A 16350-nucleotide genomic window follows, 5' to 3' on the forward strand; every position below is an offset into this window, starting at 1 on the left:
GTAGTGGGTATGGGTGATTTATTCTGTATCTGTTTTCTTCTTTTTCTTCAGTTCTTCCTGTTTTTTCAGTTCCTCAGCTTTTTTGGCAGCTTCTTTTTTCTTTTTGTTGAAATAACCTTTCAGGAGAAAATTACTTTTGGCTGCTTCCATGTTCTCGCTTAGTCCTTTGGATCCTTCTTTCAGATTGGTCATGGTGGCATCCAGCGATTTTCCGAATTTTTCATCATTCATCAGCTTGGATAAAGCGCCTTTTCCGTTATTGAGCTTATAAGTAAATTCAGCCAGTTCTGTGGTAATGAGGCTGATATTATCTACACTTTCCTTTACGCTGATCATGATATCATCCATTTCTATAGGGTCTCTTGCCAGTATGATGGCATTCTCATCAACCATACTTCCTGTGCTTCCGGGATAGACCGTCAATACTTTGTCGCCCATCAATCCGTCAGACGCGATGCCGGCAACAGCATCTTTGCGGATAAATTTTCTCACTTCTTTTCTGATAATCAGATCTACCCTTACAGACGTGTCTGTGATCAGTTCTATCTGGTCTACTGTGCCGATATTGATACCGGCAAACCTTACATTGTTGCCGATCTTCAATCCGCTAACGGTACTGAACACTGTTGAAATCTTAAAAGTAGATCCAAACAGGTTTCGTTGGTCTCCGATAAAATAGATGGCTGCTGCAAACAGCAGAATACCTGTTATGACAAACATGCCTAATTTCCAGGTAACTCCGGTTTCTTGATTCATTTGGATGATTTTATAATTAAGTAAAAAAGGAGCCCACCCACTCATCCTTGCTCCGGGCCAGCTCATCGTAAGTGCCTTCTGCGTGGATGATGCCGTTCTCAAGAATCACGATCCTGTCGCCGGTTAATTTGGCACAGGCCATATCATGTGTGATGATGATGGAACTGGTTTTATTTTTTTGTTGTATCTGCAGGATCAGTTCACTGATTTCCCTTGATGTAATCGTGTCTAAGCCGGTAGTGGGTTCATCGTATAACATCAGCAATGGATTCAGGATCAGGGTTCTTGCCAATCCCACTCTTTTACGCATACCACCCGATAATTCCGATGGCATTTTATCAATGGCTTCTGCCAGTCCTACACTTTCCAGTTCGGCAGTAATGGCTTCTGTAACTTCCTGTTCCGTTTTTTCTGGCGAATGTCTTTTTAAAGGGAAAGCCAGGTTTTCTCTGACCGTCATAGAATCATACAAGGCCGCATTCTGGAACAGAAAGCCCATTTTCAGTCGTAGCTCATTTAATTGCTGATTGGTTAAGGTATTGATCTCAGTGCCCATTACCCGAATACTTCCCTGGTCATAGGCTACCAGACCAGCAATACATTTAATGATAATGGATTTACCCGAACCGGATCTGCCCAGTAATACCAGGTTTTCACCGGCTTTGACGGAGAGTGTTACCCCTTTCAACACAGGATTGTCTTCGCCAAAAGATTTATACAATCCTTCTATCAGCACAATGGTCTCTTTATCCGTAGTGGCTTGCCCTGTAGCTGGTATGGTTACTTCATTATTCATGGTTACATAAAAAGATCTGTGATCTGCACTGCCAGCATATCAATGATAAAAATGGCCAGCGAAGCGGATACCACGGAAGCATTGGCAGCCTTGCCCACGCTTTCGGTTCCGTTTGCTGCAGTAAAACCTTTGTAGCAGCCGATGGAACCGATAAAAAATCCGAAAAAGAAACTTTTAATAGTGGGTGGTATCACATCTATATAGTCCAGTGATTCCAGCACCTGCGATGAATAGCGGTAGAGGTTTACATCACCATGTATATTAATACCAGCATATCCACCGGCCATGCCAATTGCATCGGCAAAAAAAACGAGTAAGGGAACCATTAATGTGGTAGCTAACACGCGTGTTACCACCAGGTATTTATAAGGATTGATACCGGAAACTTCCATGGCATCGATCTGTTCCGTTACTTTCATAGAACCCAGTTCTGCCCCGATGCCTGATGAGATTTTTCCTGCACAGATCAGTGCGGTTATCACCGGTGCAATCTCTCTTACCAGCGAAAGCGCCACCATACCCGGTAACCAGGATTCTGCACCAAAACCGGCAAGGGTGGGTCTGGTTTGCAGTGTTAGTACGAGGCCCATAATAAATCCGGTAATACCAACCAGGGGCAATGTTTTGTAACCAATGAAATAACACTGACGCAGAAACTCTTTCATTTCAAAAGGCCTGTGCAGTAGTTCACTGAAAAAACGGGCCATGAACCGGGTAATGGTTCCAGTATCGTTGAATATGTTTTTAATGGAAGTAATCAATGAACAGGATTTTATAAAGTGGATGATGAATTCTCTTTTTTCACGTTTTCGTCAGGTTCAGCAACCAGGGGTGGATCTGTCTCTGTTTTTAGCTTCTCCAATATGGCCTGTTCGCCCAGTTCGGTATATTCCTTTGCTAATTCTATGATCTCACTCTCTGTTTTGTCTTCTGAACTGAGTACCGAATTATTGGCAGGTTCATGCGAAGCCACCAGTTCGTTCACCTTCAGGTGCAGAGAGCCGGAAAAGCGGCTAAATGCTTTCTGGATGATAAAAAGGGTGAGAAAGGAGGAACCCAGAATAATATTCTCGATTTTTTCGTGCAGGCCCTGGCTGAAAAAATGCTGGTCGGTACACCAGTAAATCACGATCCCCAGCGCCACAATAAAAGTGATGGAATTACCCAGTATAGCAGTTGCCACAGAGGTCAGTCTTTCAAATAGATTTTCTGTATGCCTGTATAGATTTTTCACCTGGATACAAAGTTGTGAATCCCGGAACTGTTCGGCTTATGTTTGCGTTTGAAAAACTTGCATGTTTTACGCATCTTATTAAAATTGATAACGCGCAGTTGGTGAAGTTGTGTAGATATTTCTTTTTGAGAAGTGTTTTAACACTGCCTATATATATACAAAGCCCCGGTAAGAAATACTTATCGGGGCTTTGTACAAGAGAGATATTGCTACTGTTTATTTCGCAGGTATGATATCGATGATCACCGACCTGTTGTAAAAGCGCTCTTCCGGTAAATTGTTCTCAAAAGGTGCCGTTTGGGGATCTTCTCCAAAACCGTAGGTTTCAAATCTGACACCTCTTTTACCACTATTTGATAAGGCACGCTCCAGAATTCTTTGTGCTTCACTGGCTCTTTCTCTTGAAAGTGTCAGGTTATATGCTTCTTCTCCAATTACGTCTGTATGTCCGTGTATGATCACAGTACTGTTATCAGCGATCAGCGGAGCTACGATGTTGATCAGGAATTGCTCATACGCTTCTCTGGTTTTTGATTTGTCAAAGTCAAAGAGTATGCTGTAGCGTAAACCTTCCTGTTTGCTGTCTTCTGCTTTCAGCAGACTCACAGAACTCTGTTTCCGTACAGTAGCACCTTTTTTGGTTTGTCCCACCATGGTAATGGTATAATTACCCTGCGTTTTATCCTGCAGGATGGTTTTGCCCGGAACAGAAGCCTGGTCAAGCGTATAAGGGCCGTAGGTCTGCATTTTACCCCGATCATCCGTTACTTCTACATTCCAGCTGCTCAATACTTCTGTGGCACCCTCATTGGTGAAGATCACATGGCTATCCAGCGGATCCTGTTGATATGAAGTGATATAGACCGGTTTCAGGAATTCTGAACTGGCACCACCTACCTGTAACATCATGTCTGGTGAACTGCTTAGTATATCAACTCTTCTGTCTCCTTCGCGTAAGAGATCCAGTTCCCTGGTTCCGCCGGGTTGCTCTGAAGCTACCACTGGTTTGTCTCTTCCTTCAGTAGTGATTCTTGATGGATCAATACCATAGCTGGTTACGAGGAATTGTTTCACATTTTCTGCCATCAGTTTACCCTGATCAGGATCTTTGTCTGATGCACCTTGTAAAGTAATGGTGGCCTGGCTATTGTTCCGCATACGGTCGCCCACTATATTCAGGATATTATGGTAAACCGCTAATTGTCTGGCTGAACGTCCTGTACTCAGGTTGGCTGGTTGTGATTCCTGTAATTGTTCTTCTTTGAAGGCAGAAGCCTGCGCAGGTGTGAGCATTACGTAACGACTGGGGATCTCGGTAGAACCCATATTAAAGAACACCGATTTACGGATAGGGAAGGTTTCCTTCACCTGCCTGTTAGCCGGTACTACTTTAGGGGCACGTACTGAAAACTGAACGTCTTTCTCTGCTTCTTTGGCCGGCACGAGTACCGTATTGGTAATGGTAACTGTTTTAGCCGGTACTTTATTTGCTTTATAGCCCAGTTTAAAAGCCATACCTGCCCGTATGGTATAAATGGCCAGGCTTTCTATTTTACGTGGGCTGCTGCCCAGGTCTGTCTGAAAAGAAACAAAAGGCGACAGGGTCATCTGTGTTTCACTCGCAGGTTTTGATACCGGGATGTCGATGCCAAGTCCTGCCTGTGCACCTAACAGTGTTTTACGTACTTCGCTCCAGTCTGCATGGGTATCTGGTTGTTTTTCCTGTGTATAACCGAAAGAACGGGATACATTAAAAGCTACAGTTGGTCCGATATACAGGTACAATGCGGAAGAGAAAGGTGCCAGCCGAAAGCTGGGTTCTATTACTGCATACCCGAGTTCGGTGGTAAGGTTGGCCGGACAATTACAGGGGGCGATGACTTCATCAAATTTGCCACCCTTGTTATCATAAGCCAGGTTCAGCATAAAACCGGCTACTTTACCGGGACGGTATTCTAACAGAAAGGAACCATAAGGTTTAACGCCTTTCCCTTTGTGAAAAGCAGTAGGAACTGTCAGGTTTTCATTCAGGATCTGCGTGGTACCGCGGAAGGTGTTGAAATTGGCAGCACCGGATACGCCAAACCACCAGGTAGGTTGGTTCCGCAGAACGGGTTGTGCATAACCACTGATACCTGCAATCGCAAATAACAGAACCAGCAGTGTTGATTTTTGTCTGGGTGTGATGTATTGTAACATGATCTTATTTTTAAGTTGGAAACAGTTGGTTTCAGGTAAACATCCCGCCATGGGCGGGATGTTTAGTATTCGTTATTGGTTATTGATAGTGGTATTGACCATGGTAACAGATGATACCAGTGATAAAGCCCTTCCGTTCAAAGTTGCCTGCGGGCCTACTACAGAAGAAGCAGGAGAAGAGATGGTAACACCTGAGTTGGCAATGATCGTTCCCGACATAGTTCCACCACCTGCATAGTTAATCACAGCAGCAGTTCCTACATACCAGAACACATTTTTAGCCAACGCACCATTGATCAGTTTCACATTTCGGCCTTCAGAAGCATTACCAACCGTTAATCCCGCGGCTGTCTGGAAAATCCATACGGCATTAGGATCTCCTTTTGCATCAAGGGTAAGATCCAGCAGTGTGATTTTAAAAGTACCGGCAGCGGCTTTATAGGTGCCTGGTGCTAACACCAATCCTCCCAATTCTCCGGCACCCGGATCGGTACCACCTGGTTTGGATGCAGGCGAGATACTGATATACGCTGCATTGGCATCAGCCAGTCCCTGATCGGCAATGGCTTTGGTAGCTGCATTACCGCCGTAAGGTCCACCTGCGGCAAAGATTACCGGTGGTGGTGCATCTGTATAGATCCGTCCTTTTACATCACCGATATTCAGTGGTGTTTCGTTGTATTTATCTCCTGTATTATCATGAAATCCTGTTATCAAAGTAGAAGCTGCTGTTGTACCCAGTCCTCCATTATTGATCACGGTATTAATTCCCTGGTTGGTTACACCCGCATTACCTCCAAACGCACCAAAGTTGGCAGCAGTAGCCAGATTAACCACCGGTACTACCGCGGTAAAGTTGGCAATGATGTTTTTGTTGGCATTCATGGTAATGCTTAACGGGTTGGTAGAACCTGTTGCATCTCCGGCCCATGAAGTAAAGGTATAACCTGCATTAGGCGTTGCTGTGAGTACCACAACGGTTCCGCTGTCGTATGAGGCACGATCCGGTGTTTTGGTCACAGAACCACCAGACGTTGGATTGATGGATAAGGTTAAACCATAACTATTCAATGTAAAGTTGGCTACCAATACCCGGTTAGCTGTCATGCTGATCTGGTAAGCGGCACTGGTAGAAAGGATGGTTCCGTTTTCTGTCCAGTTGGTAAACCGGTAACCGGTAGCTGCCGTTGCGGTAAGCAACACTTGTGTACCATGATCATACCGTAACTGATCAGGCGATTTCACAATGGTTCCGCCTGTGATAGGGTTGGCAGTAGCCGTTAAAGTATAACTATTGATCACAAAATTGGCAACCAGTGTACGGTTACTGCTGATGGCAAATGTATAGGTAGGACTGGTAGATATGATGGTAGTTCCTTCTGTCCAGTTAACAAAAGTATACCCTGTATTGGGTGAAGCGGAAATGACAACCGAAGCACCCGATGTATAGGAACCCGATCCGGTATTGCTACCGCCGGCTGCAGGATTCGATGACAGGAGCACGGCAAACTGTAATGCCGGAATAATACTGAAGTTGGCTACCAGTGTTCGATTGCCGGTAAGGGTAAATGTATAACTGGAGCTGGTAGAAACAATGGTACCGCCTTCTGTCCAGTTAACAAACGTATATCCGGGATTGGGTGATTCAATTACAGTAACGGCTGTGCCGATATCATAAGAACCCGATCCAAAAGTGGCGCCACCAGCTATCGGACTGGATGATAATACCACTGCAAACTTAGCAGGCGGGATGATCGTAAAGTTGGCGATGAGGGCACGGTTACCGGCTACTGTAAATTGATAACTGGGACTGGTAGAAACCACGGTGGTGGAACCACTGTCTGTCCAGTTGGTGAAAGTGTAACCTGTTTTCGGTAACGCACTTACGGTAACCGTAGATGCCTGCGCAAAATAACCGGCACCACTTACGGTACCACCTGCTGCGAGGTTTACACCCACTGTTACCTGCGGGATGGTTGTGAACGACCATGTATAATCAGCCACCATGGCTGTCCGGAACTTATCCGCAGCAGCCAGGGTTACTGTACCCGTATATTTGGTAAATGGACGAAAAGGAACTTCCGGTGTAAACGTGAATACCGCTGCATTAGCGGTAGGAGCCACGGTTCCGGTAATCAGCTGTGTACCTTGCCGGATAGTGAACGAAGTGGCATTGATGGTAGCCGCATTCATGTCTGTATTGAATGTTACAGATACTACTTTTCCGGTAGCTACATCTACAGCGTTAGGAGCGGGGTCGGTAGATACTACCACGGGGCAAACGCCCACCACACCCGATACTTCGGTAACTTTTTTACAGGCTACTGCCGAAAAAAGCAATAACAAGGCTATAAACCATTTACTGCTGATGCAACTGTTGAAACTACTGCCAAGTTTCTGTAGCTGTTGTCTGATTGCGTAAAGATTGTTTTTCATAAGATAATTGTGAATAGGTAAGTTGATAAACTGCAACTTCTTTGAATGATAAACAGCAATAGTTGCATCAATAGAATTGCAATACACAAACCTATGACAGGTTGAAATGGAGGTTGTTACAGCACAGAATGAATATGTTACAAGAATCACATATCCATGGTTTTTATGGATACGATGCGGGGTATTGTAGCGCTGGAAGGGGAGGTGATTATCTGAATGTTTCCCTAAAAAAAAAATTATTTTATCTTTTTCAGAGAAAGTTCATCTATAGCGATTGCTTCAAAAATATAAGAACGCAAGAGTTCTGCATCAATATCTTTCAGCGTATGAAAGTCTTTATAACAGACAAATTTCCGGCTACCCTGGTCAAGGTAACCATTCTCGTTGGTCAGTAGATGCCCGGAAATAAAACCAAACCTGACACCCTCATAGGTTTTTTTCTTGCCCCAGAGAATAGCGGCGGGCCAGATAAAACAGAGCTGTTTATGCAGTCTGTAATATGGTACATTATAAGAAAGCTTTTCTGTGATCTCAGGGTGACAACTGAAAACGATCTTCCGTAGTAGCTCCGCCATCTCCCTTTCCTCATCGGGCAGGTAATCCAGAAATTCTTCTACGTTGCGGAAAGAAACCTGTTGCATTTTTTGTTTGGCAGCCATCGGGAACGCTGTTGTTGAAATATTTATCTGTTGTTTACTGAATTGGCAACTGCCATTTGGTATAGATCTTACCGAGATCAATCTGGCAGGACTGGTTCAACAGTTGCGGCAGCTCCTGCAGGGTAAAAGGTCTTTTGTTTTGTTTGCTCCATTGATACAGGTAACGAAACACATCTTTCATCGATTTGCTGCCACCGCTCACCTGCAGCAGGTACTCATTCATCTCCAATGCCATCAAAGCACCCCGTGAATACAAAGAAGTACCGATCCGGAAATCAGTACCGTACATGGTAGAAGCGAGCTGCGACAGCTCCTGTAAACTTAATTGTTTGATCTGCGTAGCTGTGTGATACACATTATCAATAAACCTTTTTTTCATCCGCTCCAGTTTCAGTGTATCGTAGGGCAGAAACCACATAAACCCTTCGTTAAACCAGATATGGTTGATAATGGGGGGGATCTCCAGCACATAGGGCCGGTAATTATCGCCATAACAACGAAGTGGCAACAGGGAATGCGCCATGTGGTGAATAATCGTAGGGATAGTGGCCGTGAACCGCTCTTTGCTCATGGCCGCCTTCCTCATTCCACTGGTATCGCCAAAAAAAGTACTGCTTTGCAGGTGTTCCATGGCCAGCGAGGGGGCTGTTTTGTGGTCCAGCGGTATCGCTTTCCGTAACAGAATACTGTATTGCTGAAAAGGCAGTTCTCCAAAATACGCTTTTAAAATTCCCATGGCACTGGTGCCCTGTTTACCATAATCATCGAGGTATTCCTCGCCCGTTTCGCAATAAGCAGCTACATAGAGGGGCGTAATGCCCTGGTAGGTTTTTACGTTGAAACGGGTACCGATAAATAACTGTCCATCGGCCAGTGTATAATAATTGTCTGTTTGGAAAATGAATTTTTCTTTGGCTGGATGGAGCAAGGGTTCATTGCTTGAAAAGATAGACCAGCCGGGGAAACTGGTAACCGTACAAACTACCGGATCTTTTTCCTTACCATCGAGCCAGCCAAAAACAGCATAATTTAAGATGCCCGCAAAACCCGAACGGATAATGGAAGCGTCTGCCAATGAGATCCTGTTTTCCATTTTCCCGAGGTTAACGCGATAGCTGATCAGATGAATGGGTTGCGAACTGTCTGCAGCATACCACCGTGGCGCATCATTGCCATCTTCCAGCATCGGTATTTTTTGTCCGCCGGGGGTAATGGCATATACATCTTCCACAAATTGATCGTACAAAGAAATGCTATAAGAGCCCGGAATCGATCGCGGCATCACAAAAGCTGTACTGCCTTTCACAGGGGCGGCGGGTTGCAGGGTAATGTTTACATACGTTACAGTGCTGTCTGTATAATCAAGTGTATATCTTGTCTGAGCCTGTGATGACAGCCAGCAACTAATAAACAGGAATATGCTGAACCCTTTTTTCATGACCCGCTTTTTACTCATTGATAGATGGTTTATATGAATAAGTGCCAAGACCCCTCTGCGTAAATTCCCTGTTCTCTCGTTCTCTGCGGTGAATAGAACTCATGTTCACCGCAGCGCCGCAGAGATCGCGGAGTTTTCGCAGAGGGAAGCCACATGTCTGTTAACTCAAACAGTTCCTGTTATTTTTTACCGGCAGCTTCCTTTTTCTTCTCCGCCCGCAGCTGCTGTTTCAGTTCATTCTCCTTTAACCTGAATATAACTATTTTACTGATCAGCGCCAAAGGAAGCGGTTCGTCCAACCGAAACTGGATGGTCCCTTTTGAACAATTGTATTGGGTGAGTTCTTTCTGAAACTGCGCCACCCCCGAAGCGCCCGGATAAAACCCGATATGCTGCGGGTAGGCACCAAAATATACCAATGGTCCATTCTGTTTATACGAGGGCATACAATAACTGATCTGCTCAGTGGCTTCCGGTGCAGTTTTCCGGATCGTGGCACGTAATTCTTTTAAAAGTGCCTGGGTAGGTTTGGGATAGCGTGCAATGTACGAGGGTACATCAGCTGCTACCTCCTGATCTTTCATCATAGTGGTTACATTATAGATGAGAAATAATGATTGCTGTTACCAACCTGCCCATCGATCCTTATTGCAGCTGTTCTGCCGTTGCCGTCATCAACTCCGTGGCCAGTGTAATGTCTGTAGTACGGGTACGCCAGTTCACCAATGCCGCACGGATTCCTTTTTTACCATTGTATACAGTAGGGGTCATGAAAACTTTTCCTGTATCATTCAGCCTGCTTAAAAATTCAGTAAGTTTTTCCTGGCTGGCTTCTCCCGCTAAGGTAAAACAAACTGTGTTCAGACGCACTGGAGCCAACAGCTCAAAATACGGACTCTCCGTAACAAAAGCACCTAACTGCTGTGCATGCTGAATGCAATCTTCCACCATTTTCCGGTAACCCTCTTTGCCATAGGCCACCAGGGTAAACCAGGCAGGTAATGCTTTGAGCCGTCTTGAATTTTCCGGTAAAAAATTCATATAGCTGAAATTATCCAGGGGATCTCCGAGGTAGGGTGCGTTCGAATTCTGGAAAGTTTCTACCTGTAACAACCTGTGTTTCTCTTTCACAAAAAATACGGCGCTTTCATACGGCACATTCAGCCATTTATGGCAATCTACCGTAATGCTGTCGGCTTCTTCCCAGCCTGCCAGCAGGTGTTTGTGTGCGGGCGAGCAGGCCGCAAACCCGCCAAAAGCCGCATCAATATGCCACCAGAAATCATATCGTTGTCTCAGTTGGGCAATGCCGCGGAAATCATCAAAATCAACTGTATTCACCGTTCCGCCACTGCTCAGTACAAGGCAAGGTTGCCCATTCAGTGCTGCCAGTTTTTGTTCCAGGTCAGTGATATCGATCGCTTCCCGGTTGCCGGGCATTACATTTACCCTGGTATACCGGCTACTGCCCATGCCCAGCAGGGAAAGTGATTTAATGGCCGATGAATGTGGGGTGGCCGTTAATACGGGCAGCTGCCCGGTTACGCCTTCTTTCGCAAAATCCTTGCCCAGTTGTTTGCCCAGCCATTGCCGACCTACTGCCAAACAGGTAAAATTCGATAGGGTAGCACCCGTTACAAAACCACCCAGAAAATCTTTGGGTAAGCCAAACAGGTCCAGCAATAGTTGAATGGTCTCCAGTTCTAACCGTGCAGACAGGTCTCCCTGTCCCTGTGTGGCAAAACTGTTCTGGTCATAAATACTCGTTAACCAGTCGCCCACAACAGCGGCAGGGGTAGAGCCGCCCGTTACAAAACCCCAGTAGCGGGGCCCGGTAGTGGCTACAATAGTGGGCTCGAAACGTTGATTGAATTGCGCCAGTGCGGCCAATGCACCTACTCCTTGCTCGGGTAAATGATCTGTCAGTGATAAAGGAAGGTAAGTATGTGTAGGCCGGTCGGCTAACTGAGAGAGATAGGCCAGTCCCTGCTCTTTTACTTTTTCCAGCAGCTCCGGAAACTGCAGCAGGTCTTGTTGAATAGGATCGTTCATGATAGAATAGGGATGATTTTAAAGCGGCAAAATAATCAGAAACCTGAAAAACGCATTTCCGTTTATCCATCTTTCCCGATTCAGTAAACCGCGCTCAGGGCTTATTCACTCTATGTGTTACCCGCTTCAAAGCTCGCTTTTTAATCATACCGCCCTTGGTGTCTTTGATCTTGCTCATCACCACAAAAGCATCGCGGTCTATTTTAGTGATCTCGGTTGTTAATCGGTTCAGCTCAAGTCTTGTGATCACGGTGTACACGATTTCTATATCCCTTACCTCGCCGTTTTTGCCATAGCCGCTTTTCCCGTTGTAAACGGTAACGCCTCTGCCCAGGGTTTCAACGATCATTTTTTTGATTTTGTTACTGTGGGTAGATATGATGGTGACGCCGGTATATTCTTCGATCCCCTCAATAATAAATTCCAGTGTTCTGGAAGAAGCTACATAGGTGATCATCGAATACAAAGCAATTTCCAGCGAAAGAAAATAAGCGGCCGTTACAAAAATGAGGATATTGATCAGGGTAACCACATCCCCGATGGTGGTATTGATCTTGCGGCTTACATAAATGGCCAGCACTTCTGTTCCATCTATCACGGCACCACCTCTGATGGCCAGACCTTTACCCGCCCCTAAAAAAAATCCGCCGAATATGGCCACCAGCAAATTGTCTTTGGTGATATCCGGTAAATGAATATTGGCCACTACCAATGCCAGGCCCGAAATGGCCAACAGGGTTTTCATGGCAAAACCTTTATTGATGATCCGGAAACCCAGTATGATAAAGGGAATATTCACAATAATGATCAGCAGATACAAGGGTACCGGACTCAGGGCCGAGGCCAGCAGTGCAATACCCGTGGCACCACCATCAATAAAATGATTGGTAAGTAAAAAACTTTTGAAACCAAAAGCGGCAGAAAACACACCCGCCGTGATCAGGATCACATCTTTCAGAAACCGGAAGGCATTGATTTTTAACTCGCGCCAGCCCCTGGCCAGTTCATAATTGGAAAACTCCTTATCATCACCATCGGTTTTTTCTTTGAGGGTGGTTTCGATAATGAGATGTTTCCAAAGTCTGTTCATAGAAAAGCTGATGGCGTTGCAGGTGATTCACCAATGAGGATGCCCGCTAAGATCGGAAATTTCAGGCAAACCGTTTAACGCTTATCAGGCTGATCAGCTTTGGTAAAATGCATGCATTTGTTACATTCGCCAAATCACTTCCCCTCAGGCTTGCCGTATCTTTTCTATATCCAGTTTATTCATCTGCAGAATTACCTGCATCACGCGGTTGGCTTTTTCCGGATCCGACATCAGCTGACCGATATTGGATGGAACGATCTGCCAGGATAGACCATACTTGTCTTTTAACCAGCCGCACCGGCTCTCCTTACCACCATCGGCTGTGAGCCGGTTCCAGAAATAATCGATCTCATCCTGCGTATCACAATTCACCACCAGCGAAACGGCTTCTGTAAAAGGAAACTGCGGACCACCATTCAGTCCCATGAATTTACTGCCGTTCATTTCAAAGATCACCACCATCGGTGTTTCCTGCAGGATGCGTGAGTTGGTAAATACCGAGCAATAAAAGTCAGCCGCTTCTTTGGCTTTGCCATCAAACCATAAACAAGGAAAAATCGGGTTATGCATACGATATCAGTTAAAGTGAGTAAATGATTATGGGGAACAAGTTACAGTGCCTTGTTAACGCATGCAAGGGCCGGTCGCGACAGCCTGAAGGTTATTTGCGACAGGAGAACATCCGGCCAATACAAACGATGACTGTACAAAGACAAACTATGGATGAAAAGAAATAGTCTGCCGGTTGTTATATAAAAAGCAGGCCGAAGCCTGATTTTTATATCTGGTAAATCATAGGTTGTCTAATCTGAGTAAATCATCTTTTTCAGAGAGGATTAGTGTTCCTTTCCCTTTCCTTTGCCTTTGTTTTTGTCATTCCCGCTTCTTGCTCGTCTTTTCTTAACTCCACAGACGCTGTAAGAGCGAACAGGAATTGGATAGGAACTGAACAAGAACTGGATAGGAACTGAGCAAGAACTGAACAGAAACCGAACCAGAATAGAACCAGAACTGAACCAGAAGGGCACTTGAAGGGCATTTGAAGGGCATTTGAAGGGCACTTTGGGGTAAGCAACCCTGGAATGAGACAGGACGCCTGTTTATAGTTGGTTATTTTGAACGCAGTTTCCACAAATAATCAGCTATAGGGGCAGACAAAAACAGGTAAACTATTATCCAGCATACGATAGCTATAACGTGTAACAAAAGTGTGGTAGTTGCTTTTTTTTTATCAATAGCAGTTCTTCGTTTTATCAGGCAGATCAACACCGTTATACTGATATGAACGAGTATACACAACCATTGCTGTAAGCCGGTTGCAATGGGGTCCGGTACGGGGTAACTAACAAACAGCCAGCTGGTTACGCCCATGTAGCTGGCAAGGATGATCAGGTGTAATGCGAATATGGAGAGGATCCTGGTTTTCATAGATATATAGATAAGTAGGCAGTGATTGTGCCTTTTCCTCTTTTGCGCACACTAACAAACTTCTAACCAACGTACAAAAAATGGGTTGTTCTACACGCAGGCATTGGTAACCGGCTTGTTGTCCGGTTCTGCCATTGGTTAGCTGGATTTTCCTGATATCTTCTTCCTGTGTTTTTTGCCCCAGTCTGTCATCATTTCAATTACCGGTCTAATGGTTAAGGCATAGTCAGTTGCCTTATATTCAATAGTTACCGGAATGGTATCGTACACGGTTCTGGTAATCATTTGGTTAGCTTCCAGGTCTTTTAATTCCTTGGATAACACCCGGTTGGTGATTTTAGGAATATGGGCCTGGATATCTTTAAACCTGTTTTTACCATGATTGATGAGGATCAGGATCTGCAATTTCCATTTTCCGTTGATGGCGGTATGAAAGTCTTGTAGATACTTGATCTTCTCTTCCAGTTGTTTTTGTGTCATAGGTATCCTTTTGTATATCGGTATTAAAAGTATACTATCCGGTGTATAGTTTTGTCATACACAAAAAATAAATCAAATGAAAAACAATAAAATTGCATTAGTGACGGGTGGTGGTCGCGGCCTTGGTAGGGATATGGCTTTACGGATTGCTGCAAAAGGGCTTGATCTGGTAGTAACTTACCATAGCAACCAAACCGCCGCAGAAGAAGTTGTTAAAGAAATTCAGGCTCTCGGACAGAAAGCCATCGCCCTGAAACTTGATGTGGCCAATATCAGCAGCCTGGATGGCTTTGTGGCAGAACTGCCAAAAACAGTACAATCAGCGTTTGGTGTGGAGAAGATTGATTTTCTGATTAACAATGGTGGCTTTGGCATCAATAGCCCCTCGTTTGCCGAAACCACGGAAGAACAATTTGATCAATTGCTGAATGTTCATTTTAAAGGTGTTTTCTTTTTTACGCAAAAAATGCTGCCCCTTTTACATGACGGAGGTGGTATCGTTAATATTTCCTCGGGTTTAACCCGCGTTAGCTTTGCCGGTAGAGGAGCTTACGCCAGTATGAAATCGGCCATAGAAACACTTACTAAATATTTGGCCAAAGAATTGGGTGCCAGGAATATTAAAGCCAATGTAGTGGCACCAGGCGCCATTGCCACCGATTTTGGTGGTGGTAATACACGGGATAATCCTCAGGTACAGGCTTATCTAACTTCTATTACTGCCATTCCACGGATTGGGCAGGCAGATGATATTGGCGGCATTGTAGCCTTTTTATGCACCGATGATGCCAAATGGATTACAGGGCAGCGGATTGAAGCTTCAGGTGGGATGTCTTTATAAAATGGACTGTTGAGAAATACGTAAGATGCCGGCTATAAAATGCCAGTATCTTACGTCGATGTTGGCCGCAAGACAAACACCTGTTTTCGGAAAATGCTAATCTGGGCGGATAAAGGATAGAGAGTCATTTTTATTCAACGGGAATCTTGCCAAGTTCTGGCTCTGTTTCGGCAAACAGCTTTGATTCGTAAAAAAAGTTGACCATGTGCAGGGCATCTCCCTTAGAATATTTGGTGGCTCTAAGGGTAAACCAACTTTTCATGTATTGATCTTGGCTTACGAATTCGGTATTGGTGGCTGCTATCATTTTATATAAATCAGTCAGATCTTTTTCATTATAAACTTTTACGTTAAAAAGGCTGTTGTAAACGAGCACACAAAGTTTCCCCATGGGTACCATAATCGGACTTTGACAGTCATATGTTTTGATGGTATAGTGCGCATATCTAACGATCGGCTGCTGTTGCAGGTTGAAAATGATATTCGTAATTTCTTCGCAGGTCTTCGGAGTATTGAATTTTAAAGCCGTTATTTTGCTGCCATAAAATGTATAACGGTACTGTTGGTCAAAATCTTTGTTGGCGGAAATAAATTTCCGTATATCAGTTTCGCTGTAAGTGGTGTCAAATGCTACAAAAAGATAGTTATTCGACATTTCTCCCAATGTATCTTTTACGCCACGATAATATCTGTAACCGACAAACCCGCATCCTTTGGGTGTTTCGGGTGTTGTATCCTTATGACAACTAAGGAAGAGAGTGGAAAGCAATATAAAGTATAGTGTTCCTCTGATCATGTTGAAGTAACAGTTGATAATCAAATATAACTTGTCGTGCTATTATAAATCAAACACCCTGTAATTCGAAAACCCTTGTCGCTCACGGCCGCTGGGCCCCGTCCCTGTTATCCCGCCGATGGCGGGACTGCATTGGCCTCTGATC

At 44.7% G+C, this 16350-nt stretch carries 16 protein-coding genes; 1 reads left to right on the plus strand and 15 read right to left on the minus strand.

The features are described from left to right. Positions 1–18 precede the first annotated feature (18 nt). The 14 genes from AC1RNB_RS15450 to AC1RNB_RS15515 all read right to left on the minus strand — a co-directional run bounded on the left by AC1RNB_RS15450 (position 19) and on the right by AC1RNB_RS15515 (position 14568). Positions 19–756 (minus strand): MlaD family protein, encoded by a 738-nt coding sequence (locus tag AC1RNB_RS15450; RefSeq protein ID WP_493084265.1) that lies wholly within the window; start codon positions 754–756, stop codon positions 19–21. Between the two features lie 16 nt (positions 757–772). After that, positions 773–1552: an ABC transporter ATP-binding protein gene (locus AC1RNB_RS15455; protein ID WP_493084267.1), complete on the minus strand. Its 780-nt coding sequence runs from the start codon at positions 1550–1552 to the stop codon at positions 773–775. Between the two features lie 2 nt (positions 1553–1554). Next, positions 1555–2313, minus strand: coding sequence for an MlaE family ABC transporter permease (locus tag AC1RNB_RS15460; protein ID WP_493084269.1), 759 nt, complete (start codon positions 2311–2313; stop codon positions 1555–1557). 11 nt (positions 2314–2324) lie between these two features. Then, complete coding sequence (locus AC1RNB_RS15465) at positions 2325–2786, minus strand: low affinity iron permease family protein (protein ID WP_493084271.1); 462 nt, start codon at positions 2784–2786, stop codon at positions 2325–2327. Between the two features lie 216 nt (positions 2787–3002). Further along, positions 3003–4985, minus strand: coding sequence for an OmpA family protein (locus AC1RNB_RS15470; RefSeq protein WP_493084273.1), 1983 nt, complete (start codon positions 4983–4985; stop codon positions 3003–3005). Positions 4986–5057: 72 nt separating this feature from the next. Continuing rightward, entirely contained in the window at positions 5058–7421 is a 2364-nt protein-coding gene (locus tag AC1RNB_RS15475) for an InlB B-repeat-containing protein (protein ID WP_493084275.1), read from the minus strand. A gap of 236 nt (positions 7422–7657) precedes the next feature. After that, a complete protein-coding gene (locus AC1RNB_RS15480; protein ID WP_493084277.1) occupies positions 7658–8080 on the minus strand; it encodes a DUF1801 domain-containing protein in 423 nt (140 codons plus the stop codon). A 34-nt stretch (positions 8081–8114) separates the two neighbouring features. After that, positions 8115–9518: a M61 family metallopeptidase gene (locus tag AC1RNB_RS15485; protein WP_493084279.1), complete on the minus strand. Its 1404-nt coding sequence runs from the start codon at positions 9516–9518 to the stop codon at positions 8115–8117. A 179-nt stretch (positions 9519–9697) separates the two neighbouring features. Then, positions 9698–10105: an iron chaperone gene (locus AC1RNB_RS15490; RefSeq protein ID WP_493084281.1), complete on the minus strand. Its 408-nt coding sequence runs from the start codon at positions 10103–10105 to the stop codon at positions 9698–9700. 58 nt (positions 10106–10163) lie between these two features. Then, positions 10164–11570, minus strand: coding sequence for a pyridoxal phosphate-dependent decarboxylase family protein (locus AC1RNB_RS15495; protein WP_493084282.1), 1407 nt, complete (start codon positions 11568–11570; stop codon positions 10164–10166). A 94-nt stretch (positions 11571–11664) separates the two neighbouring features. Beyond that, positions 11665–12660, minus strand: a complete 996-nt coding sequence (locus AC1RNB_RS15500; RefSeq protein ID WP_493084284.1) for a YitT family protein — start codon at positions 12658–12660, stop codon at positions 11665–11667. 144 nt (positions 12661–12804) lie between these two features. Next, positions 12805–13230: a VOC family protein gene (locus AC1RNB_RS15505; RefSeq protein ID WP_493084286.1), complete on the minus strand. Its 426-nt coding sequence runs from the start codon at positions 13228–13230 to the stop codon at positions 12805–12807. Between the two features lie 540 nt (positions 13231–13770). Next, on the minus strand, positions 13771–14088 hold the full coding sequence (locus AC1RNB_RS15510) for a hypothetical protein (RefSeq protein WP_493084288.1): 318 nt from the start codon (positions 14086–14088) through the stop codon (positions 13771–13773). A gap of 138 nt (positions 14089–14226) precedes the next feature. Next, positions 14227–14568 carry a winged helix-turn-helix transcriptional regulator gene (locus AC1RNB_RS15515; RefSeq protein ID WP_493084290.1) on the minus strand — a complete coding sequence of 114 codons (342 nt, stop codon included), beginning with the start codon at positions 14566–14568 and terminating at the stop codon, positions 14227–14229. A 76-nt stretch (positions 14569–14644) separates the two neighbouring features. Between AC1RNB_RS15515 and AC1RNB_RS15520 the strand changes: the two genes are divergently transcribed. Next, positions 14645–15409, plus strand: coding sequence for an SDR family oxidoreductase (locus tag AC1RNB_RS15520; protein ID WP_493084292.1), 765 nt, complete (start codon positions 14645–14647; stop codon positions 15407–15409). A 130-nt stretch (positions 15410–15539) separates the two neighbouring features. Here AC1RNB_RS15520 and AC1RNB_RS15525 read toward each other — a convergent pair whose 3' ends face one another. Continuing rightward, positions 15540–16205 carry a hypothetical protein gene (locus AC1RNB_RS15525; RefSeq protein ID WP_493084294.1) on the minus strand — a complete coding sequence of 222 codons (666 nt, stop codon included), beginning with the start codon at positions 16203–16205 and terminating at the stop codon, positions 15540–15542. Between the last annotated feature and the right edge of the window lie 145 nt (positions 16206–16350).

The organism is Sediminibacterium sp. GW821-FHT12F12, from assembly GCF_058806635.1.

Bases quoted from the DNA above. Each gene is read 5' to 3' on its own strand.
- AC1RNB_RS15450 (WP_493084265.1), bottom strand. From the start codon at position 756: ATGAATCAAGAAACCGGAGTTACCTGGAAATTAGGCATGTTTGTCATA.
- AC1RNB_RS15455 (WP_493084267.1), bottom strand. From the start codon at position 1,552: ATGAATAATGAAGTAACCATACCAGCTACAGGGCAAGCCACTACGGAT.
- AC1RNB_RS15470 (WP_493084273.1), bottom strand. From the start codon at position 4,985: ATGTTACAATACATCACACCCAGACAAAAATCAACACTGCTGGTTCTG.
- AC1RNB_RS15475 (WP_493084275.1), bottom strand. From the start codon at position 7,421: ATGAAAAACAATCTTTACGCAATCAGACAACAGCTACAGAAACTTGGC.
- AC1RNB_RS15480 (WP_493084277.1), bottom strand. From the start codon at position 8,080: ATGGCTGCCAAACAAAAAATGCAACAGGTTTCTTTCCGCAACGTAGAA.
- AC1RNB_RS15485 (WP_493084279.1), bottom strand. From the start codon at position 9,518: ATGAAAAAAGGGTTCAGCATATTCCTGTTTATTAGTTGCTGGCTGTCA.
- AC1RNB_RS15490 (WP_493084281.1), bottom strand. From the start codon at position 10,105: ATGATGAAAGATCAGGAGGTAGCAGCTGATGTACCCTCGTACATTGCA.
- AC1RNB_RS15495 (WP_493084282.1), bottom strand. From the start codon at position 11,570: ATGAACGATCCTATTCAACAAGACCTGCTGCAGTTTCCGGAGCTGCTG.
- AC1RNB_RS15500 (WP_493084284.1), bottom strand. From the start codon at position 12,660: ATGAACAGACTTTGGAAACATCTCATTATCGAAACCACCCTCAAAGAA.
- AC1RNB_RS15505 (WP_493084286.1), bottom strand. From the start codon at position 13,230: ATGCATAACCCGATTTTTCCTTGTTTATGGTTTGATGGCAAAGCCAAA.
- AC1RNB_RS15510 (WP_493084288.1), bottom strand. From the start codon at position 14,088: ATGAAAACCAGGATCCTCTCCATATTCGCATTACACCTGATCATCCTT.
- AC1RNB_RS15515 (WP_493084290.1), bottom strand. From the start codon at position 14,568: ATGACACAAAAACAACTGGAAGAGAAGATCAAGTATCTACAAGACTTT.
- AC1RNB_RS15520 (WP_493084292.1), top strand. From the start codon at position 14,645: ATGAAAAACAATAAAATTGCATTAGTGACGGGTGGTGGTCGCGGCCTT.
- AC1RNB_RS15525 (WP_493084294.1), bottom strand. From the start codon at position 16,205: ATGATCAGAGGAACACTATACTTTATATTGCTTTCCACTCTCTTCCTT.